We start from the raw sequence: 20679 nt of genomic DNA on the forward strand, positions 1-20679 counted from the left end.
CTCTGAAAGCTCCTAGCAAAATTCATCGGCGGGTTAACACAATGGTAAACTGTTCGTGTCAGTACCAGACATTAAAACCTACCCATAGACTGGGGGAAAGGCACGCCTAAAATATTGTCAGGAGTTGGACTAAATAGCAAAAAAGTTTACTAAAGTTAGTCAGACTTAACTTGACTGGTTAACCTTTGTGGGTGGTAGAATTAGAGCGATGCCAAAAACCAAGGCTTAATTATCTGGGAGAGTAAACCGAGCGTGCAAGTCAAAACTGACCAGCCTGTAAAAAGGTCGAACGGGAGTCCGCGTTTCGTTAAATTGGTTGAAAATATTGGATGACTCATGGCTAAAAGCTTCAACTAAAATTAATTTGATTAGGGTGGGCTACACCCGAATTAACGCCTGTGGACAAGAAGGAGCCGACTCCCTTGGGGGAAGCAGGAAGCAGACCTTTCAGGAGCAATCCCGATTGAATGGTGAGACTGAAATAAGTTTAGCCAAGTTTTGTGTAGCAGATATCACTACGCACACAACAGTGGAAACGTGGTGATCCCGGGAACCTGAAAAATCAGGAAATTAGGACTGCGAAGTCTTAAGAATCTCCGTCTGTTGAGAAAGCGGGGGTGTCAAATAATCGCCACGTATCAACCCGTCGAGGTTCAATCGCTAAAATAGTTCAGATCAGCACGCTTGCCCAAAGGCGTCAGGAACCCTTATGCAAAACTCTGTGGCAAAACACTACTTATGGGCTTTAGGTGAAGGGATCAAAGGGTGTAAGCCAGGCGATCTGATCGCTGGTCGCTACTTGGTCAAGCGCGATCGACTTCTTGTCGATACTCAACCCGAACACTTGCCGGAACTGCCCGATGAGATTCCGAGTGTTGTCACTCCTTATCTGAGACTGTTTGCCTATCAGTTGCACGTACCTCAAGTATACGGCCTGGTATCGTCCAAGATGAGCAAGCTATCGGGAGATATTTGGCTACTGGAAAACGGGCCGATTTTGAAGGTGACGGAATCTTTAATGCCGGAATTGGCGGATTCCTGGAAAGGAGCTGCAGCGATGCGACAGCTCAATTGGCTGTGGCAAATTGCCCAGTTGTGGCAGCCGTGTATCTCTCAGGGCGTGGCTTCGACGCTGCTGACTCCAGAACTGCTGCGGGTGGAAGGCCAATTGGTGCGGTTTCTGGAATTGCAGCCCGATCGCAAACCCCCTCATTTGTCGCAGTTGGGCAAATTGTGGCAGCAGTGGCTCGAAGATGCTCACCCGGCTATTGCCAATTTTTTGAGGCAACTTTGCCAGCAAATGGTTGCCGGTCAAGTGCGCCACGGCGAACAACTGATGGGCCAGTTGGATAAAGCTTTGGCAAAGTGCGGCCGATTTTACGATCGTCACGTTGAAATTGCCACGGGCACGGATGTAGGCAGATCCCGGGCTCACAACGAAGATGCTTGCTATCCGCCCAGCGGTACGCTGTTCGCAGGAAACCCGGGTGCGGAAGCTTGCGCGATCGTCTGCGACGGTATCGGTGGACAAGACGGCGGCGAAGTCGCTTCGGAAGAAGCAATTGGTGTGCTGCGCGACAAGTTGCAGCAAATGCCCCTACATCAGGCTAATTGGGACCCGTTGAGCCTGACTTCCAAGCTGGAACGGGCGGCTTGTGCTGCTAACGACAAGATAGCCAGTCGCAACGACAGCGAACACCGCCAAGGCCGCCAGCGGATGGGAACTACGCTAGTTATGGGTTTAGCCCACATTCACGAGCTCTATGTCGCCCACGTCGGAGACAGTCGGGCTTACTGGATTACCCGCACCGGCTGCTATCAAGTTACTCTCGATGATAATGTGGCTTGCCGCGAGGTGCGTTTGGGCTACTCTCTCTACCGGGATGCTTTGGAACAAGTGGCCGCCGGAGCTCTGATTCAAGCTTTGGGGATTACTTCGTCTAACACTTTGCACCCGACTGTGCAGCGTTTTCCAGTGGATGAAGACTGCGTTTTGCTGCTGTGTTCCGACGGTTTGAGTGATAAAGACCGGGTTGAGGAATGTTGGGAAGCGGAGATTTTGCCAATTCTCGACGGTAGCATTAATTTGGGTAAGGCGCGCGATCGACTGATTGAGATTGCTAATACTAGAAACGGTCACGATAACGTCACTGTTGCTTTAATTCACTGTCAAGCACATTTGAGGGAAGACGGCAAAACTTTGACAGAACTGTCTGTCGCACCTTTAGATACGCCGATCGAACTAATTTCCGACAGCGAGGATATGCCAACGGATTTGACCGAAAGCACAAGCCTTGGCGATGGGAATTCTCCAGGAAAAACGCAGTTGTTACAGTCGGAAAAAAGCAAAAGCCCATTTTCGCTGCTGCTGAAAATTTTATTTTTATTAGGATTGGGGGGTGTATTTGCTTATTTTTTCATCCCTCCGGTGGGTCGCGCGATCGATACTGCCGGGGAGTCGATTTTCGGGAAACGCGGTTTAATTAATGCTGGAAGAACGCCGGAGAAAACTGTTGAATCTGTACCTTCTCCGCTTCAATCTTTAGAAACAGGCTCGTTTATAGAGATTAAAAGTTCTGGGGCTGGGGAAGTGGAAAAAGAGGGCGATCGCTTGGATTTGCGAGGCGCAATCGGTGAGTTGACTGTCAAAGGAACAGTCCCCGCAGGCAGTGTTTTGCAGGTGACAAACAAACAGCTTACGCCTCAAGGCAATTGGCTGGAATTGAAAGTTTGTTCGATTCCTGAAATAGTGCGATCGAACTCTGCCAAACCCGAGTCAAATAAAGATTTTTCTACAGTTTCAAAACCGACACTGAATCCATCTCCCGCTGTGGCAAATCCCTCGCCTTCCCCGGCAGTTAAGCCAACAGTTGAAGTAGAAAGCGCCAAGCTGCAACCGGGGGAAATTGGATGGATTCAAGAACAAGCTGCTGTTTCTAAAGTAGTCTCTAACCTAGTATTAAACCCAACTCAACAGGGGAAATGCGTTGCTTCTGACTGAAATCCAAATGCTAATTAAACTATCATTGCTAGATTTTGCCGAGGGGATTTGAGTAAGTTTGAGAAAAAGGAAGATACCTCTTGCTAAAGATAGAGGAATTTAAGGCAGACAGAGACTTAAATGGAAATCGAAGTCCAGCGAGCCGAAGATTTATCAAATTCTTGATGCCAGAGCGAACTATGACGAAAATCACAGACTATTTCCAGGGAGTTTATGCGGTAAATCTCCCTGAGAGGAAAGATCGACGCCAGCTCATAGTCAAGGAATTAGAAGAAGCAGGAATGCCCCTCATGCCCCATAAGGTTGAGATATTTCCCGCAATCCGCCCCGACGAAGCTGCAGGTTTCCCCAGCATTGGGGCGAGGGGATGCTTTTCCAGTCATGTAGCTATCCTCAAGCAGGCAAAACAGCAGGGGTTGAGCAATATCCTGATTGTAGAAGACGACCTAGAAATTTCACCAAAGTTAAGAGCACACCAAGCTGTTATAGTCGAACAACTGTGTCAGCAAGAGTGGGATTTCGTCTACTTCGGACACGTCGAAGAGGTTGAAAAAAAGTCTCCTGTCGCCCTCGTGCCCTTTTCTAAGGGCGTGAAGACCGCTCATTTTTACGCTGTAAATGGCAGGATTTTCGATCGCCTCCTGCGGTTTCTGGAAGAACTGCAACAGCGACCTCCGGGACATCCCGACGGCGGTCCGATGCACCTCGACGGAGCTTATTCTACTTTCCGAGCTCAAAATCCTGATGTTGTCACCTTGATTGCTTCTCCAAACCTGGGGTGGCAAAGGAGTTCCCGTAGCGACATCTCTCCTAATCCGTTTTTGGACAGTGTACCGGGGTTGAGGCAATTGGCAGGTGCAGCAAGAACAACCAAAACATTGCTGAAGCGTAGCCTTTCTACTTAATTGAGTTCGAGTTTAAAATAGTTTACTCAACTCGAATCTGTGAGCACAATTGCCCCGAAAATAATTAATACCAAATCCAGGTTTATTACTCCCTTTATGAAGCAGGCGGTTGAAACATTTTGACCTCAAACTATACAAATAAAGTCGGTCGAAGTTTATGCGACACGACCTAGGCTCGAACCAGCTAAGAGATCAAGGGGATATTTAAGCCGGATTTGGTATCAGCATATTTGATATGAGGCGTGATTTCTAACCTAATTTGTTAGATACTTCTGCCAGTTTAGTCACCATTTGGGATACGGCTTTGTCAACTGCAGCGCTCAAAAGTGAGTCTTCATTGCTGCTGCCAGAATTGCCGCTGACACCTCTGACGGAAATATTAGAATCGCTTTGATCGGCTTCTCCTACTGCTTTGGCGGTGGCAAGAATATCTCCCGAAGCTGTACCGATTAACCGCACATCTATTTGAACGGTAGCTTTGGTTTTTTGCGAACCGGCGCCGATTCCCATGAAACTGCCGCCGCCGGATTGTTTGTCGATATTAAACTTGGTAATGGTGCCGATGAGCACGGCGTCAACTCCTAATTGTTTGCCAATTTCGGCTGCTGTCCCGGCATCCATCGCGCCGCTGCGATTTTGCTGTTTGAGCACTTGTTCGAGTTTGCTGCGATCGACTACTGTATAAGTGCCGTTGTTGACGAGTTCGTTGATTAACAGTTCGCTGATGCCTTTGGCGGCGCCGACTCCCCTGTAGGAAGTGTAATAGCTGTTGGTGGGGCCGTAGTCGAAGTCCATGACGACGAGGCGCTTTTTGGCAGTAGCTTGGGCGAGTTGGGTTGCGGGTTGGGTGGTGGCTGGGGTGGCGATCGCACTTAATGAAACGCCTGCTAGCATTAGGGTAGCGAGGGAAATGCTGGTTAAGCGAGATATGGTGGTTGTTTTCATAAAGCTTACCTCACAGTTGTTTTGTGCCGACTCTAGAATACTTTACGGAACAGCCCGATGTCAGGGTTGGGGGTGAGGAGGTTGGAATTGGCGGGTTTTAGTGTTTTTTGACTGCTAAAATTCTAATTTTTTTAAATTAACCGCAGAGGACGCAGAGAAAGAAAGGAAGAGTTTAATCAAGCTTTCAATCCTTAATAGGGATTTAGGGGTTTTCCTGCCAAAAAATCTCATATCTCTGTACTGTAACGGTGGCAACAACCGCACAGCTATCCAAAATTCCTCTTACACCCCAGATTCCATAAAACCCATCAACCAATTAGCCATCGTCGCCCTGCGAGTCTGTCGGGGCCCGAATTCCCCAATTTTATAGCCTTTAAAGCCCAATTTTTCCTTCAGCAACTGCTTGTTTTCTGGAGGAGTCGATCGAGTCAATTTCACTGTCGCCGGCCTAGAATCGATAAAATCGGGCGGTTCCGGGTACTCTTGGCGCCACTCGGCTGCAACACCTGCACTGTTCCACTTGCCAGTCTCGGCATCCCAGCGGTAGCCCAGATATTGCCAAACTAATCGGTTGACAGCAGCATCGTCGATTTCTTCGTTGAGGATAGCCCAAATAGTTTCGTTATTCAGCGGTGGTAATTCAGACATGAGCGCGATCGAATCGGAAATAAAAAAAGTTTAACTCACATTAGATAACATTATCAGGAACGGGCAAGATGCCCGTTCCACAAAAAATCATAGGAATTTGTTTGTGGGGTTGGCACGCGAGCCCGCCCAAAATGCCACCCCCAAAAAAATTAATTATTCAAAATTCCGTCTTTCTCGGCCATAGACAGCATTAAGTCAATCACGCGACTAGAATAGCCCCACTCGTTGTCGTACCAGGAAACAACTTTGAAAAACTTAGAATTCAGTTCAATTCCCGCACCTGCATCGAAAATGCTCGATCGCGCGTCGCCCTGAAAATCTGTCGAAACCACCGCATCCTCAGTATATCCAAGAATGCCTTTGAGTTCGCCGCCCTCCGAAGCTTTTTTCATTGCCTCGCAAATTTCTTTATAGCTAGTTTCCTTCGCCGTTTTGAAAGTAAGGTCAACTACAGACACGTCGGGAGTTGGCACCCGCAAAGCCATTCCAGTCAATTTTCCTTTCAATTCTGGCAACACCAAAGTAACAGCTTTTGCTGCACCGGTCGAAGATGGAATAATATTTTGAGCCGCACCGCGTCCTCCCCGCCAATCTTTTTGGCTGGGGCCGTCTACAGTTGGTTGAGTAGCTGTCATTGCGTGAACTGTCGTCATTAAACCTTCTTCCAAACCGAAGTTATCGTTGATTACTTTGGCAATTGGTGCTAAACAATTCGTCGTACAGCTAGCATTAGAAACAACCGTATCTTTTGCCGGGTCAAATTTGTGGTGGTTGACGCCTACTAGAAAAGTTGGAACTTTTTCCGGGTCTTTTGTCGGTGCTGAAAGTATTACTCGTTTTGCTCCCGCCGTCAAGTGTTTTGATGCGCCTTCAAAATCTGTAAACAATCCGGTAGATTCTACAACATAATCTGCGCCGGATTTACCCCAGGGCAATTCGGCAGGATTTCTAATCGATGTGCAGGGGATAAAATTTCCGTCAACAACAATCCCGTCTGGTTTGCTTTCAACTTCGCCGTCGTAAATGCCGTGGGTGGAGTCGTATTTGAAAAGATAAGCCAGGTTTTCTGGCGAAACTAAGTCGTTAATGCCGACAAATTGGATGTTGGGGTTTTTGATGCCGGCACGCATGACTAGCCGTCCGATGCGGCCAAATCCGTTGATGCCAACTTTTAATGCAGCCATGTTTAAACTCCTATTGAAAATATCGTTAGTCGATCGGGCGTTAGCGAAGCCCTCGAAGAGGATCGCCTGTTGTGGCTTAGAATTTACCACGCTAAAGGATTTTGGCAACTGATTCTTTTCTATCTCTTAAGAATTCTGAATTCTGCCTCGGCTGGGAAGGGCAATTAATGCTGAAATAACCGCTGACTAATGGCTAAGGGCTGATTTTTCTCAAATTGTAAAAGTGCTATAATAGACAGAAATTATTTCCAAAATTGCATTTTTTTAATCAGGCTAAAGTAATAATAAAAAACTTATCCAAAAGCCGAAACGGATTGGCATTATCACCAGTGGCGATTGTCGGGGCGACAGCCTAAGATTAAAGCCGCAGATACGCGGAAGGACACAGCAATGCCGTGTCCATACACCTATGGCCTACAATCTATCTGTAGCTCTACTTTTCCGAATTGGTATAATCACTAATGAATCATGACTCATGACTAATCAGTAATGACTACCCGACACACCTAGTAATTAGCAATTCCACCGCATCAGAAATAAAACACGACCCACCAAATTTATTGAGCACCGGTCTAATGTTTTCTGCAACTGCTGAAACTTGAGCTGGTGAACAAAAAGCAAGCACATAAATGTTATCCAGCGCCGTCATTGAGGAATTGCGGGAAACGTGATCCCTGGTGCTTTTTCCCGCGACATCACGAATCACCGAATAACCGGGTACGCCAGCTTTGTCTAAACCGTCTAAAATCTTGCCGAGTTCTACTGAGTGGGCTATGATTTCTACTCTTTTGACTGACTCCATCATCTCACCTCCAAAACATATTGATTCCGTATAGATACAGGGGAATGCCTACAATGATATTAAATGGAAATGTCACTGCTAAGGCAGTTGAAATGTAAAGACTTGGATTCGCTTCGGGAACAGTTAGGCGCATGGCTGCTGGTACTGCTATATAAGAAGCGCTGGCGCACAATACGGCAAACAGCAAAGTGTCTCCCTGCGGCATTCCGATTAATTTGGCTATTACCAAAGCAATTACTGCGTTGACTATGGGAATTAGGATTGCAAAGCCGATCAGAAAAACTCCTGCTTCTTGTAAATCTTTAATTCTGCTAGCGGCAACCAGCCCCATGTCTAGCAAGAAAAAAGTCAAAACCCCGTAAAACAAGTCTTGAGTAAACGGACTCATAACTTCCCAACCATGTTCTCCTGTCATTATGCCCATAATTAGGCTGCCAATCAGTAGAAAAACTGAACTGTTTAGGAATGCTTCTTGCAACACTTCTGGCCAAACTATTTCGCGTTTTCCTTCTTCCCCGCCAAATACACTGACTAGAATGAGACCGACTATAATTGCTGGGGATTCCATTAATGCTAGCGCGGCTACCATGTAACCGTCAAAGTCGATCCCCTGTGCTGTGAGGAAGGAGGTTGCGGTGATAAATGTGACGGCGCTGATGGAACCGTAGGTGGCTGCGATCGCGGCGGCATTGTAGGAGTCGAGTTTTATCCTCAGTATGAAAAAAGTATAAACGGGTACTAGCATTGACATCAGCATCGCTGCCACAATTGTCAGGGCAACTTGCTGGTCAATTCCGCTTTTGGACAGTTCGACGCCACCTTTAAATCCGATCGCAAACAGCAGGTACAGCGAAAACAGTTTGGGGATGGGCGCTGGAATTTCTAAATCAGATTTGAGAAAAATTGCCAGCATTCCCATGAAAAAAGCTAATATTGGGGGATTTAAGATATTTGACGCTACTAAACTCAAATCCACGATAGGTAACTCCCATTTCTTGCGTTTTTGATATTACTTCCCCAGTAATTGTGGCACGAGAATGGATCAATAGACCGATCGAACTTTGGACGCCAAAGCTCGATCGGGCTAAATACCCCCAAATACGGCAAAGGCGCACAGTACGCACCGTACAACGAGTAAGGTGTGGACTGTGCACCCGCAGGCTAAGTTATTGTTGTTTAACTAAGCAACTGCCAAATAAGACTCTAGGGCTTCGGAACCACCGATCAACTTGCCGTCGATAAATACTTGCGGCACAGTTGTAGCCCCAGTCATAGCCCGGAGCGATCGAGTTGTGATCTCCCGGCCCAAGACGATTTCTTCATAATCAAAGCCATGTTTACTCAGCAGTGCCTTAGCCTTAGCGCAGAAGGGACAGCCGATTTTTGTAAACAGCGAAACTACCTTCGGCTTGGCTGCTGCGGAGTTAATGTAGTTGAGCATCGTCTCGGCATCGGACACTTTGAAAGGGTCGCCCGGTTCATCAGGCTCAATAAACATTTTTTCAACCAAGCCATCTTTTACCAGCATCGAATAACGCCAAGACCGCTTGCCAAAGCCTAAATCTGTTTTGTCTACCAGCATTCCCATGCCTTCGGTAAATTCGCCGTTACCGTCGGGAATTAACGTCACATTGTCTGATTCTTGGTCTTTTGCCCACTCGTTCATCACAAAGGTGTCGTTGACGGAAATACAAACTATTTCATCTACGCCATTTTCTTTGAAAACTTTGGCACATTCGTTGTAACCGGGGAGGTGCGTTGACGAACAAGTGGGCGTAAAAGCTCCTGGCAGCGAGAACACTACTACGGTTTTACCTGCAAATATATCATCGGTGGTGACATCCACCCACTCGTTGTCTTTGCGAGTGCGAAAGGTGACTTTGGGTACTCTTTGACCTTCTTGGTTCGTCAGCATGATTTTAAATTTTTGGGTACTTGGGTTCAATTCCTTTGCTTATTATAGCGTACTCATAACGAGTATGAGTTGTCAAGGGGAGGCGAGTTTTTTTCTCGGACTTGGGCGCGCGCACGAGCTCAGTTCATTGTCTTTGCGACGATAGTTTGAATCCTAGTCCGAATCAATCTCGCGGCGCGCGCGAGCTCAGTTCATTGTCTTTGCGACAGCTAGCAGATTTAAAACTTGCTGTTTAAGTAGGTCGGCAATTCTGTCTCCATTCCTTTGCTGCTGCTAACGGGTGAGGATTTTTTACACATTCTCTCAACATATCGATATCAATTCCCGGTAGCAATTCGCTTTGTGTGATTAATTCATAACCGCAGTTGGACACGAATTCAACCGGAATTTCTTCTCGCAAATGGTAGATAGAAAATCGGTCATTTCGCCAGAACCAAACCTCTCGCACATTCAACCTTCTATACAGTTCTAGTTTATTGATGCTGCCACTGGTAACAATGACTTCAATTACCAAATCGGGAAATTCTTTATCTGTGCCAATACAGTAAGCTTCATCTGGTTCCGTACCGCCACTTTTTTCCTCTTGTCGCAGAGTTGTAGACCCAAAAGGAAAATATTCGATTTCAGCTTATACAAAGTAAATTTATAGCAGATTTCCAATGCCAGTTTTGCGACTTTCATGGTGGCGAGAAGGCGACATAATTTCCAAAACTCCATCTAAATAAGTCACTCGATATCCCGCAGCATCTCCTATTCGATTTAGCAGTGTTTCGTATTGTTCCCAGTTTGCCCTATCCGTGATGTAGCGCTCTTCAGGATCTTGGCGTTGGAGTGCTTGTTCTTTAAGTAATGTATCTAGCTCGCTCGTCAGCATTGGTATTACCTCCTTACAAGTTGTTCTAATCTTAGCTCAACTTTATTCCCAATCAAACTGCCTCCCCAAATATTCCTCTAATTCTTGATTGTAAGGTCGGAAATAATCGCTCAACCTGTCGCGAACCGATTCATTTACCCGCTGATAAGAACCGGGATTAGCATTTTGGTACTCAGACAATTGATATTCCGGCAAATCTAAAAATTCTAAAACCTGCTGGACTATACCCGCCGTATCTGCATAAAAATCTTCGCTTTTCACAATTAACAACTGTTCTTGGGGAAAGAAAGTCCGCCAGTTTTTGATAAATTCTATGTACCTACCGCGAGCTAAATAATTCCCCGGTTCCTCGCCGATGATGTATTCGGGATTTTGATTCAACCGTTCAATTTCATCGCTAATTACTCGATCGAGCGATCGCGCTTCCCAATTTAAGCCAGTCAAGCGGTAAAATTGAGAAATCGCCCGATCGACCGGATTTCGCAACAGTACAATCAGTTTAGCCTCTGGAAACAGGCTGTAGAGCCGTTCCGGTGCTTCGCGAGAGTCAAAATAGCTTGGGCTTGCTTCACCAGTTACAAATTGCTCTCCCCGAGGCATTGGCGGAAAATGAGCCAAATACCAATCAATCCCTCTGTCAAAGTGCCACGAGAAAAAATCCATCTCCTTTTTAATTGGAGTCAAAATTTGCGGGTGTTGGGCTAAATAAGTATAAAGAGAAGTTGTGCCGCACCGCTGAGAACCAATAATTATAAAGTTAGGAAATTGGACGGGTTTTAAGTTCCAATTTTGTAGAACAGGCATCTTGCCTGTATCTGCTTGTAAAACAGGCATCTTGCCTGTTCTATAACTTATAATAGATGCAAAACTTTGTTTAAAACTGACAGTTCGATAAAAATCAATCGCCTCGGCAATTTTACCTTGCCTCGTCAAAGCTTCTCCCAAATTCAGATAAGGCCAAAAAGCCTCCGGTTTAGCTGCAACAACTTCGCGGTACAAGTTCTCAACTTCATCCAGCTTGTTTTGCCTAACAAAAACTTCCCACAAATTGTAATAAAACCACCAAGGAAGATCGGGATTTATTTTTATTGCTTGGAAAAATGCCGCCGCCGCTTCCTCCCAATATTTTTGGTGGCTCAAAACAGCACCTAAATTGTAGTAAGACCAGCAATCATCTGGTTTTTGGGCGACAGTTGCGCGAGATAAGGCTAATGCGCGATCCTCTTCGAGGGCTTCGCTAACGCACTTTTCTTGCTGCTGCAACAACTCCTCTAATTTCGCTGAGTTGCATTCATGACTCGGCATATTTGTCAATAGCGAGTTGTAAAGAATTATTGCGCTTTTTGGGCGATCGTACTTGGCTAAATTCTTTCCTAACTGCAAATAAAAATCCCAATTTTCCGGTGCAATTTGCAATTGAGATTGTTCTAATACTAAGTTTATATCCCACTCTGTTTGTCCGAGAGCGTATCCTAACTTGTCGTAAATTCCCGGCAAATGTCTGTCAATTTCAACAGCTTTTAAATACGTGGTGATAGCTTCATCCCACTGTTTGAGTTTAGTTAAAGCGTCCCCTAAATTGCAAAAAGACCAAGCAAAATCCGAGTTGAGTGCAATCTCGCAGCGGTAAGCAGCAGCAGCTTCTTCCCATCGCCGAAGTTTCAGCAAAGCATCGCCCAGATTGTGATAAGACCAGGAAAAATCTGGATTTAACTCAACCGCTTTTTTGTAAGCAGCGACAGCTTCCTCCCATTTTTCAAGTTTCAGCAAAACATCGCCCAAACTGTGATAAGACCACGAAAAATTGGGATTTAATTCAATAGCTTTTTTGTAAGCAGCAACAGCCTCATCAAATCGACCGCTTTCTTGCAGGGAATTCCCCATATTGTGGTAGTCATTATCCATGCAACACTCCTGCAATAGACATTAATTTTTCTAGCGAGCTCAAATCCAACCGCATATCTTTATGTAACGGTTTTGTAGGAGTTCCATCATCAACCAAATCGCCAATTACATAGTAATGTTCCAAACCGCACAAATTGCTAATCATCCAATAACAATGCGGCACGTAAAGAGGAGAAAAAATTTCAATTACCTTAGTTCCCGGATTGCAAAAAACTAGATTAGTCAACCCCCCTCCGTGAGGTGCGACAACCACTTTAGCAGCAGCCAAACACGCTGCTTGTTCCGCTACTGACATCATTTCCAACTTGACACTGCGAAACCCCAATTTTTCTAAGTATTTAATTACCTCTTCATCGTTGACGATTCGCCGGTACGATGCTTTTTGGCGGCTGATATAAATTCGCTCTGAATAGTCGGTATTTCTTGGGGGTGGTTCATTTGAAAATGTCTGTTTGAGAAAGTCACACTTCCATTTAGAAACCGCTCCCGATCCGTCATAAGATATTGACGGAACTATTAATTTATCGACCGTAATGTGTAAATTGCAGCGACTTTCTAAAACTTTTTCTTGAGGAATTCCTAAACTATTTAAAGTTTCTGCTTGATAGGAAGAATCCGAGGCATTGACAACAAACTTATCTATAGTTTCTATCAATCCGCTCCGCTGCAAAAGGTCAAATCGCGTAATCACATCAAACATCCAATGAAAATAAGCTGCTCCACCCCAGCGAGCAGATAAAAAAGCCACATTTCCATCGACGTGTTCAGCGGGAGGCAATTTGTCGGAAGTGATTACCAATTCAGAACAGCCCATTGAAATATCAGCAACAAGTTTATTGTCTGAAGTAATCACAGCGGTAGTCACAACATCGGCCCAAGCTCTTCCGTTTGGCAATACGGCAACAAAAGCTTTTCTTGAATGACTTTGATGTTCCCAGAATCTGCGGCTGCTATCGCTTGTTTTGGAATCCGATAAATTGATTTGACTCGCAGGATGGATGTCAATGCAGGTGAGGTTGGGATTGGATTCTGCTGCAACGGTCAAATCTTCTGTAAATCCACAGTATTTTTTGAGAATACTTAAGGGTAAATTTTGATTACTGCATTTTGCCCGCTCGCTCTCATCGACTTCTCCTTGTTGTTCGAGAGCATAACCTATATTATCGTAAGCATCAAACAAATCGGGTTTAATTTGCAGGGCTTGAACTAAATTAGTGATTGCAGGTTCCCACTGCTGTTTGGCAATTAAACTCAAACCCAATCCTTCGTAACACCAACAGGATTTTGGGTCGAGATTGAGGCCTTTTTCATAAATGGCGATCGCCCTTTCCAATTCCCCTTGATTCCGCAGTGCATCACCCAACTTTTTGTACAGCCAACTATGCTCAGGTTCTAGCTCAATAGCACGCCCAAAAGCCACTGCTGCTTCGGGCCAATTTTCTTGTGATTCCAGAACTTCTCCCAAAGCATTGTACAGCCAACAATCATGGGAATTTAATTCAATAGCTTTGCGGTAAGCCACCGCCGCTTCTTCCCAATGTTCCAGTGCAATCAAAGCCTTACCTAATCTATCGTAAGACCAACAAAAATCGGGATTTAGTTCAACTAACTTGCGGTAAGCAACAGCAGCTTCCTCCCACTCAGAAAGCTCCATCAGCACATCGCCTAAATTGTTGTAAGTCCAACAAAAATCGGGATTTAACTCAATAGCTTTGCGGTAAGCAGCAGCGGCGTCGCCGTGTTCCTCAATCGCCTGTAAAGTTTCCCCCAAAAAGTGGTAAGCCCAACTAAAATTAGGGTTGAGTGCGATCGCCCGTTGGTAAGCTGCCCTAGCTTCGTCAAATAGTTCTTTATTTTGCAAACTTTTACCCAACTTGTGGTAAGTTAAGTAGTTGCCCGACTTAATTTTAATAGCTGTTTGATAGCGGGCACTCGCCTCATCCAAATAACCCGCATTTGCCGCAATATCCCCCAACTTTTCCCAACCCAGAGCCAACAGAGTTTGCTCTTCGCCCAAACTTTGATTGCCGATTTTTTTAACAATCAGTTGATAGCCTTTGTGTACTACTTCTAACTGACTTCCAAACATTTCCAAAAAAACATCTATCCCAATTTTAGTATCTTGCTCCGGGCTGTCGGGAAACGTAAACTCGTAATCGTCGAAAATCATCAATCCCCCAACTTTCACCAACCTCCAAGATAAAATCGCATCTTGCAGAGCACTGGTGGGTTTGTGACAGCCGTCAATGTAAGCAACATCGTAATATTCGGAAGCCAAATTAACTAACAAATCTTGAGAGTAACCTTCTAATTCAATTACCCGATCTGCTGCTCCCGTTTTAACAATATTGCCCTTAAAATGTTGTTGAAAATACAAATCAATACAAGTAATCTTTGCCGTCGGATGAGTTAAAATATTATCCAGCAGCCAGCAAGCCGACATTCCCTGAAAACTGCCGATTTCCACTACTTGAAATTCCGCAATTCCAGTAAATTCCTGCAAATGCCGTTGCCAAATAGGAATATTGTGGGTAAACCAATCTTGGGTAAATTGATAATCTTTAGCCGCACACTCAGGCCAACCCCTCAATTTGCTTGCTTTTTGGTGGCAAATAATTGCTTCTTCTAATTCGCCTAATTGCGGTAAAATATTTCCTAAATCGTTGTAAGGCTTAGAATTGCTCGGATCGATTTCAATTTGGCGGCGGTAAGCGGCAATTTGTGTGTACAACTCCTGTTGTTTCGCCCGAACATCATGGAGTTGGGCGACAACTTCCGCAGCATTGGGTTCAATTTGCAGTGCCATGCTATAAAATACGATCGCACCTTCCAACTGCTTCTGTTTCGCTAAACTATTGCCTAAATTTATATAAAACTCTGCTCCATCTAACTCAATTCCCAGCAATTTGTGGTAAATTTTCCCGCTTGCAAGTACCTCAATAGCTTGACAATAAGTTTCGATTGTGCTGTCTAAACCCGATTCGCTCCGCTTCCGCAAAACATATCCCAATCTCTGATTAATTCCCGTCAAATTAGGCTCAATCTGAACCGCGTGCAGGAAAGCAGCCACAGCTTCATCCCAGGATTTTTCGCAGGTGAAGGCAATTCCCAAATTGACATAAAACCAAGGAATATTTGGATTTATTTCAATAGCTTTGCGGTAGCAACTAATAGCTTCGGGCCACAGTTGTTTTTGAGCCAAAGCGTCTCCTAAGCAATTGTATGCCCAGTAGGAACTATCATTAATCTCTAGAGTCTGACGGTAACATTTAATGGCTGCATCAAAGTCCTGTTTTTGCGCGAAAACATTACCTAAACCCACGTAAGCACGAGCGTATTTGGGATTGAGTTCGAGGCTTTTGTTGTAACAGGCGATCGCCCGATCCAATTCTCCTCGCTCCGCCCAAGTTTTACCCAAACTGTGGTAAGATTCAAACGAATTTGGATTGATGGCAATCGCTTGTCGGTAATTGGCGATCGCCTCATCCCACCGTTTCTCCCCGACCAGCATTTCCCCCAAATTGTGATAAGCTGTTGCTAGTTTTGGGTTTAACTTAATTGCCCGCGAATAACACTCCATAGCGCGATCGAACTTTCCCAATTCAACCAAACTATTTCCTAGAGTCACGTGCTCCTCAGCAGTTGCCCAATTCGGCTCGATATTAAAAGCTTGATACCAACAGTCTGCCGCCTCTTCTGGCTTCTCTAACTGCGTCCAAATTCTCGCCAACTGTCGGTAAACAGCAGCAAAATTAGGCGCTAGCGAAATCGCTTTTTCACAATTGGCGATCGCCTTTTCCCACTGTGTTTCTTGAGAATACAAAATGCCGAGATTAGCATAAACTTCCGGCAAATTTGGATTGCGATCGATCGCCCTTTCATACCAATGCTTAGCTTGCTCGATTTCACCTCGAACCTGCATCACCTTTCCCAGCGTCTGGCAAGCTGCCGCCAAATTCGGTTCAATTTTCAACGCTGACTCGCAAGCAGCAACTGCCTCATTCAACTTTCCTTCGGCTAAATAAACTTCTGCTTGCCGACTCAAATCAACCGCTGCCTTTTCCATCTTCTCAATCGAGGGCATAATTAAACTTGCTCCAGACACCAACTAACCCAAACCCACCACCTCAACCATCTTTTTCAGCAAACTCAAGTTCACTAAAATATCCTCAGTCAGGGAATTCTGATACATCAACTGTCTAATAGGATAGCATTCAAAAGCCTCGCCCGTTAAAAAGTAATGTTCCAACTGCAAATATTGACTGATTCCCCAGTAATAATGGCTGATATAGTGAGGCGACACCAACTCAATTACTTTAGTTCCCTGCCTACAAAAAATTGTATTTGTCAAGCCGCTGCCGTGGGCAGCCACTATCACCTCAGCGTGGTAAAAATGAGCAATTTGCTCTGCCAAAGACAGGGACTCAGGTAAAATAGAAACAAAGCCAAAGTTCTCCAAAACCTCAACCACATCTTCCTCGTTCAAAACTCGTCGGTATCTTGCTTTGCTGCGGCTGATATAAATGCGTTTGGGATAGCTCGAACTAGTTATAATTCCCTTGAGAAACTCCCGCCTCAAAAAATCCATCGCCCACCCAGAAGGCCAGCCCAAATATCCCGCAAAAGATGGCACAATTAACTCGGTTGCTTGAATATGAGGCAAGCGATCGCTCTCCAAGACTTTCTCTTCAGAAATGCCCAAAATTCTCAGACTTTCCCGCTGAAATTGGTGCTGACAACTATTCACCAAAAACCAATCAATTTCCGCCAAATCCCTACCGCTGTGCCGCAGCAATTCTATCCTCGGCAAAACGTCCACCATCCAGTGAAAATAGACATTTCCCGACAAACCAGAAAGCACCGCCACCCTGCCGTCAATTTGCTTTAAACCTGGAAAGGATTCTAACTGAAAAACGCTGTGTTTTCTAACATCATGCTTTTCGCATCCAGGTAAAAAGCCCGGATAATCTCTCGACACATCAGCCAACAAATAATTGTCAGGAGTAATTACAGCGATCGCCTTGCAAATCAGCCAATAATTTTCCTGCGGCACAATCCAAACTCGCCCGTTGGGAATTGCCGCCACAAAAGTCTTGGGCGACTCCACAGGTAGCGGTTGCGAGTTGGACAAACGGCACACTCCCCAACCCAAATGCACCGGATCGAACCACTTAGAAAGTCGCTGCAAACACAGCCCGCAAGTTAACCCGGCACAATCGGAATTTGCCAATTTGGAATTGGATCTCGCAAATTGGTAATTTGGAATATTTTCTGCACTTGCTTCTGCTGCAGATTTCCAAAAAATTTCTACATAATTGTTAGCCTCCAACTTAGCATTAACCAGCCAATCCCAGCTCGATAAATAAATACCGTTAGGAGGTTTTATAGAAGTGCTATCTGGCAAGATAAAACTCTTTTTTTTCCACTCTTTCTGATTCCCATAACCGTGCAATTGCAGCTCTAAAACTTTTTGATAATAATCGATCGCCCGTTCCCAGCGCCCCTGTTTTTCCAGCAGTTTTGCCAACTCAAAATAAACCTGCGGTAAAGCAGGTTGAATCGTCAAAGCCATGCGGTAAACTGCAATTGCTGCGCTGAACCGCTGTTGCTGGGCTAAGGAATTTCCCACCCGCCAGTAAAGCTCTGCATTTTTGGGCTGAATTTGCAAAGCTTTTTGATAATAAGTGGCGGCAGATTCGTGCCCGCCGTACTCTGTTAGAGCATTTCCCAAATGCAAGTAAATTTCGGCTAAATTGTCGCAAATTTCAGCAATTGGTAATTCGGCATTGGGCCTTGGGCATTGGGCATTGGGAATAGTTTCTTTTTCTTCCTTCTTCCCTCTTCCTTCTTCCTTCTTCCTTCCAGTTAGTGCTGTGAGAAATCGATCGCACGCAGCGATCGCCCTTGACAATTCATCATCTTCTACCGCCGCAACTCTGCGCCTGTCTCCCAAGCGGCAGTAGGCCTCAACAAAATCAGGCCTCAAAGCTATTGCTCGCTCAAAATAAGGCATGGCTTCCGCAATTTTGCCCAAAACCATCAAAGAAAACCCGGCGTCTGTATAGCCCGAAATATAGTCGGAATTGAGATCGATCGCGCGCTCGAAACAAGCAAGCGCCGCCGAATGTTCCCCCTGTAATTGCCACGCTTTCCCCAGATTGTAGTGAGCCAAAACCATGTCCGGCTCCAACTCAATAGCTGTGAGGTAAGATGCGATCGCCCTTTCCGGACTTTTGTCCAGCAAGGCTTGACCCAAATTATTGTGCAGCGTTGCCCAATCCGGCTTAATCTCCATCGCCCGCTCGTAAAGCTCGATCGCCTCAGCAGCCCGATCCTCCTTGAGCAAAATCACACCCAGATTGCTGTAAGCTTCCACGTAATCCGGCTTCAGAGCAATCACCTGTTGGTAGGTATCCATTGCCGCTTCGAGCTGACTATTTTCATCTAAAACCACAGCCAGATTGTAGAAAGCATCGAGATAATCGGGTTTTTTGGCGATCGCATTTCGGTAACAGTCGATCGCCCCCAACAAATTACCCTGCTTGTGAAAAATATTTCCCAAGTTATAATGAAGTTCCGCCCAGTCTGGTTTCAAATCCACAGCTTGTCGGTAGTGAAAAACCGCCTCATCCAGCCACGCATAGTCGCTGTAAAGTTGACCCAAATAAGCATGAGCCAGAAAAAACTTTGGCGAAATCTCCAAAGCTTGCACAAAAGCGTCTCTTGCCGCCGTCGGATCGCCTTGAGCTTCGAGAATTTCGCCTAAAGTCGTGTAAGCCGAGGGCGAAAACGGTTGAAGTTCGATCGCCCTTTTGCAAAAATCGATCGCCTCAGTTAACTTCCCCCGGTTCAAATAAATTTTGGCTTGCCGGATATATTCTTCAGTACTCATTGCTAGCCAGCAGTTGCGGTTTCTTTACCGCTTCAGTAAAACCTAGAAATTCTAATTTCAAAACTTTGTATTTATATTTTGCCCGATCGGGCGATCGATTAATTTTATCAATAACTGTCGATCAATTTTTTTTTAACTGCCCCTGCTTCAGTTCCTGCATTGAATATTTCAACCTCACCCCGCTTGTAGCAGAGTGAGGTTGAAATGCTTTAAAACTACCGGCTTTGTGAGAACAGCCCCGAATCTTATCCGGTGCCGCCCCACAACTGTCAGTTGTTTTAGAACAGCTCGAAGCTGTTCGAGGTAATCGTCAGGCCAGGCTGCAACTGAGCAACAGTTAGCACTCCGTTGCTGCCGTTGAAGTACAACGTACCGTTTGTTGGGTCGTAGACCAACTTGTTCGTCCCGGTTGCTCCTGCGTTGGCTGCGTTGAAACCAGAAACGACGACAAACTCGCTTGCCTCGAAGCTGCTGCCCAAACCAGCGAACACACCGCCCTGCTTCAAGCGGATCTTATCTTCGCCTGGGGTAAAGTCAGTGATAGTGTCTACGCCATAATCGCCACCGCTGGAGAAGAAGTAGAACGTATCGCTGCCAGCACCGCCGGTCAGGACATCAGCGCCTCTGTCGCCAGAGATAAAGTCATTGCCAGAGCCACCATCGACTGTATCGTTGTCTTTACCGCCGAACAGGCTGTCGTTGCCGTCGCCGCCGCTGACAATATCGTTGCCTCGGCCACCAAAGACTGTATCGCTGCCACTTCCGCCGAGTACGGTGTCGTTGCCGTTGTCGCCAGAAACCAAGTCGTTGCCATCACCGCCGTCTACGAGGTCATCCCCTTTACCAGCAAAGATCCGGTCGTCGCCTGTGCCACCAGCGACCACATCAGCGCCGCTGCCTGAAAAGATATTATCGTTGCCGTCGCCGCCGCCGACACTGTCATTTCCGCCTCCGGAAATAATCAGGTCGTTGCCACCGCCACCAGCGATGACATCTGCGCCCCCAAAAGTTAGGATGATATCATCGCCGCCGGTGCCGTTCAACCTGTTGTTATCGGTGGTCCCGATAACGGTTGCGCCACCACCACCACCTGGTAGTGAACTTGCTGGGGTTGTTGGATTAGTTACCTGTGTCATTTACACTCCTCCTAAAAGATCAATCATTTTTCTACAATACACTTTTCCCTCCAAAGGGATTCAATAAATGAAACCGGACATCGGTTGAGACCCTAATTGACCCGGCTGCTATAAGCTGTCATGTAATTTAAATTGTCAGCAGCGAGCCTGGGAGCGCGAGTTGAATCCTGTATTCGTTGAGCAGCAAACCTCGGTTGTTTCCTGCTTTTGACTCTCGACTCCATCACTGCCTCCTCTAACACGAAAATATTCCACTTAAACGTTTGCGAGTTTACCATAATGACCGTCGGTGTGGCTAGTCATTATTAAAACAATAGCCGGAAGATACACAGAGACCATTTTTAATCCGAGTATGCTCTCAAGATTGAGAAGTTGCACCGGGTCTTTGGCACTGTCGATCGCCCGGAAGTTCGATCGCCCGCAATGGGGCTGGAACTGAGTTGCGATTTCTTTTAAGTACACTGTACTTGAC

15 protein-coding genes are annotated in these 20679 nt (G+C 45.8%); 2 read left to right on the forward strand and 13 right to left on the reverse strand.

What is annotated here, in order from left to right:
• Positions 1 to 709 precede the first annotated feature (709 nt).
• Both NDI35_RS04510 and NDI35_RS04515 read left to right on the forward strand, forming a co-directional pair.
• Complete coding sequence (locus NDI35_RS04510) at positions 710 to 3001, forward strand: PP2C family protein-serine/threonine phosphatase (RefSeq protein WP_445311671.1); 2292 nt, start codon at positions 710 to 712, stop codon at positions 2999 to 3001.
• A gap of 179 nt (positions 3002 to 3180) precedes the next feature.
• Positions 3181 to 3906, forward strand: a complete 726-nt coding sequence (locus NDI35_RS04515) for a glycosyltransferase family 25 protein (RefSeq protein WP_445311672.1) — start codon at positions 3181 to 3183, stop codon at positions 3904 to 3906.
• 249 nt (positions 3907 to 4155) lie between these two features.
• On the opposite strand, the gene NDI35_RS04520 is transcribed toward NDI35_RS04515, so the two are convergent.
• The 13 genes from NDI35_RS04520 to NDI35_RS04580 all read right to left on the reverse strand — a co-directional run bounded on the left by NDI35_RS04520 (position 4156) and on the right by NDI35_RS04580 (position 20669).
• Positions 4156 to 4851 carry a CsgG/HfaB family protein gene (locus NDI35_RS04520; RefSeq protein WP_445311673.1) on the reverse strand — a complete coding sequence of 232 codons (696 nt, stop codon included), beginning with the start codon at positions 4849 to 4851 and terminating at the stop codon, positions 4156 to 4158.
• 282 nt (positions 4852 to 5133) lie between these two features.
• Complete coding sequence (locus NDI35_RS04525; RefSeq protein ID WP_333055081.1) at positions 5134 to 5499, reverse strand: DUF1823 family protein; 366 nt, start codon at positions 5497 to 5499, stop codon at positions 5134 to 5136.
• A 149-nt stretch (positions 5500 to 5648) separates the two neighbouring features.
• Positions 5649 to 6683, reverse strand: a complete 1035-nt coding sequence (gene gap / locus NDI35_RS04530; RefSeq protein ID WP_445311674.1) for a type I glyceraldehyde-3-phosphate dehydrogenase — start codon at positions 6681 to 6683, stop codon at positions 5649 to 5651.
• A gap of 493 nt (positions 6684 to 7176) precedes the next feature.
• Positions 7177 to 7485, reverse strand: a complete 309-nt coding sequence (locus NDI35_RS04535; RefSeq protein WP_445311675.1) for a P-II family nitrogen regulator — start codon at positions 7483 to 7485, stop codon at positions 7177 to 7179.
• A gap of 4 nt (positions 7486 to 7489) precedes the next feature.
• Positions 7490 to 8461 (reverse strand): sodium-dependent bicarbonate transport family permease, encoded by a 972-nt coding sequence (locus tag NDI35_RS04540; RefSeq protein WP_445311676.1) that lies wholly within the window; start codon positions 8459 to 8461, stop codon positions 7490 to 7492.
• A 204-nt stretch (positions 8462 to 8665) separates the two neighbouring features.
• Entirely contained in the window at positions 8666 to 9400 is a 735-nt protein-coding gene (locus tag NDI35_RS04545; protein WP_445311677.1) for a glutathione peroxidase, read from the reverse strand.
• Positions 9401 to 9632: 232 nt separating this feature from the next.
• Positions 9633 to 10022, reverse strand: a complete 390-nt coding sequence (locus tag NDI35_RS04550; protein WP_445311885.1) for a Uma2 family endonuclease — start codon at positions 10020 to 10022, stop codon at positions 9633 to 9635.
• 21 nt (positions 10023 to 10043) lie between these two features.
• Positions 10044 to 10274, reverse strand: coding sequence for a hypothetical protein (locus NDI35_RS04555; RefSeq protein ID WP_445311678.1), 231 nt, complete (start codon positions 10272 to 10274; stop codon positions 10044 to 10046).
• Between the two features lie 42 nt (positions 10275 to 10316).
• Positions 10317 to 12179, reverse strand: a complete 1863-nt coding sequence (locus NDI35_RS04560) for a tetratricopeptide repeat-containing sulfotransferase family protein (protein WP_445311679.1) — start codon at positions 12177 to 12179, stop codon at positions 10317 to 10319.
• Positions 12172 to 16263 carry a tetratricopeptide repeat protein gene (locus NDI35_RS04565; protein WP_445311680.1) on the reverse strand — a complete coding sequence of 1364 codons (4092 nt, stop codon included), beginning with the start codon at positions 16261 to 16263 and terminating at the stop codon, positions 12172 to 12174. The genes NDI35_RS04560 and NDI35_RS04565 overlap by 8 nt, the downstream gene beginning before the upstream one ends.
• Positions 16264 to 16287: 24 nt before the next feature.
• Complete coding sequence (locus tag NDI35_RS04570) at positions 16288 to 19071, reverse strand: tetratricopeptide repeat protein (protein ID WP_445311681.1); 2784 nt, start codon at positions 19069 to 19071, stop codon at positions 16288 to 16290.
• A 278-nt stretch (positions 19072 to 19349) separates the two neighbouring features.
• Positions 19350 to 20207 (reverse strand): calcium-binding protein, encoded by an 858-nt coding sequence (locus NDI35_RS04575; RefSeq protein ID WP_445311682.1) that lies wholly within the window; start codon positions 20205 to 20207, stop codon positions 19350 to 19352.
• A gap of 255 nt (positions 20208 to 20462) precedes the next feature.
• Positions 20463 to 20669, reverse strand: coding sequence for a hypothetical protein (locus NDI35_RS04580; protein ID WP_445311683.1), 207 nt, complete (start codon positions 20667 to 20669; stop codon positions 20463 to 20465).
• Positions 20670 to 20679: the final 10 nt, after the last annotated feature.

The sequence above is a fragment of the Microcoleus vaginatus FACHB-2002 genome, from assembly GCF_040004035.1.
Classification (GTDB): domain Bacteria; phylum Cyanobacteriota; class Cyanobacteriia; order Cyanobacteriales; family Microcoleaceae; genus Microcoleus; species Microcoleus vaginatus_C.

Bases quoted from the DNA above. Each gene is read 5' to 3' on its own strand.
- NDI35_RS04560 (WP_445311679.1), bottom strand. From the start codon at position 12,179: ATGGATAATGACTACCACAATATGGGGAATTCCCTGCAAGAAAGCGGT.
- gap (WP_445311674.1), bottom strand. From the start codon at position 6,683: ATGGCTGCATTAAAAGTTGGCATCAACGGATTTGGCCGCATCGGACGG.
- NDI35_RS04515 (WP_445311672.1), top strand. From the start codon at position 3,181: ATGACGAAAATCACAGACTATTTCCAGGGAGTTTATGCGGTAAATCTC.
- NDI35_RS04520 (WP_445311673.1), bottom strand. From the start codon at position 4,851: ATGAAAACAACCACCATATCTCGCTTAACCAGCATTTCCCTCGCTACC.
- NDI35_RS04545 (WP_445311677.1), bottom strand. From the start codon at position 9,400: ATGCTGACGAACCAAGAAGGTCAAAGAGTACCCAAAGTCACCTTTCGC.
- NDI35_RS04565 (WP_445311680.1), bottom strand. From the start codon at position 16,263: ATGCCCTCGATTGAGAAGATGGAAAAGGCAGCGGTTGATTTGAGTCGG.
- NDI35_RS04510 (WP_445311671.1), top strand. From the start codon at position 710: ATGCAAAACTCTGTGGCAAAACACTACTTATGGGCTTTAGGTGAAGGG.
- NDI35_RS04575 (WP_445311682.1), bottom strand. From the start codon at position 20,207: ATGACACAGGTAACTAATCCAACAACCCCAGCAAGTTCACTACCAGGT.
- NDI35_RS04570 (WP_445311681.1), bottom strand. From the start codon at position 19,071: ATGAGTACTGAAGAATATATCCGGCAAGCCAAAATTTATTTGAACCGG.
- NDI35_RS04555 (WP_445311678.1), bottom strand. From the start codon at position 10,274: ATGCTGACGAGCGAGCTAGATACATTACTTAAAGAACAAGCACTCCAA.
- NDI35_RS04535 (WP_445311675.1), bottom strand. From the start codon at position 7,485: ATGGAGTCAGTCAAAAGAGTAGAAATCATAGCCCACTCAGTAGAACTC.
- NDI35_RS04525 (WP_333055081.1), bottom strand. From the start codon at position 5,499: ATGTCTGAATTACCACCGCTGAATAACGAAACTATTTGGGCTATCCTC.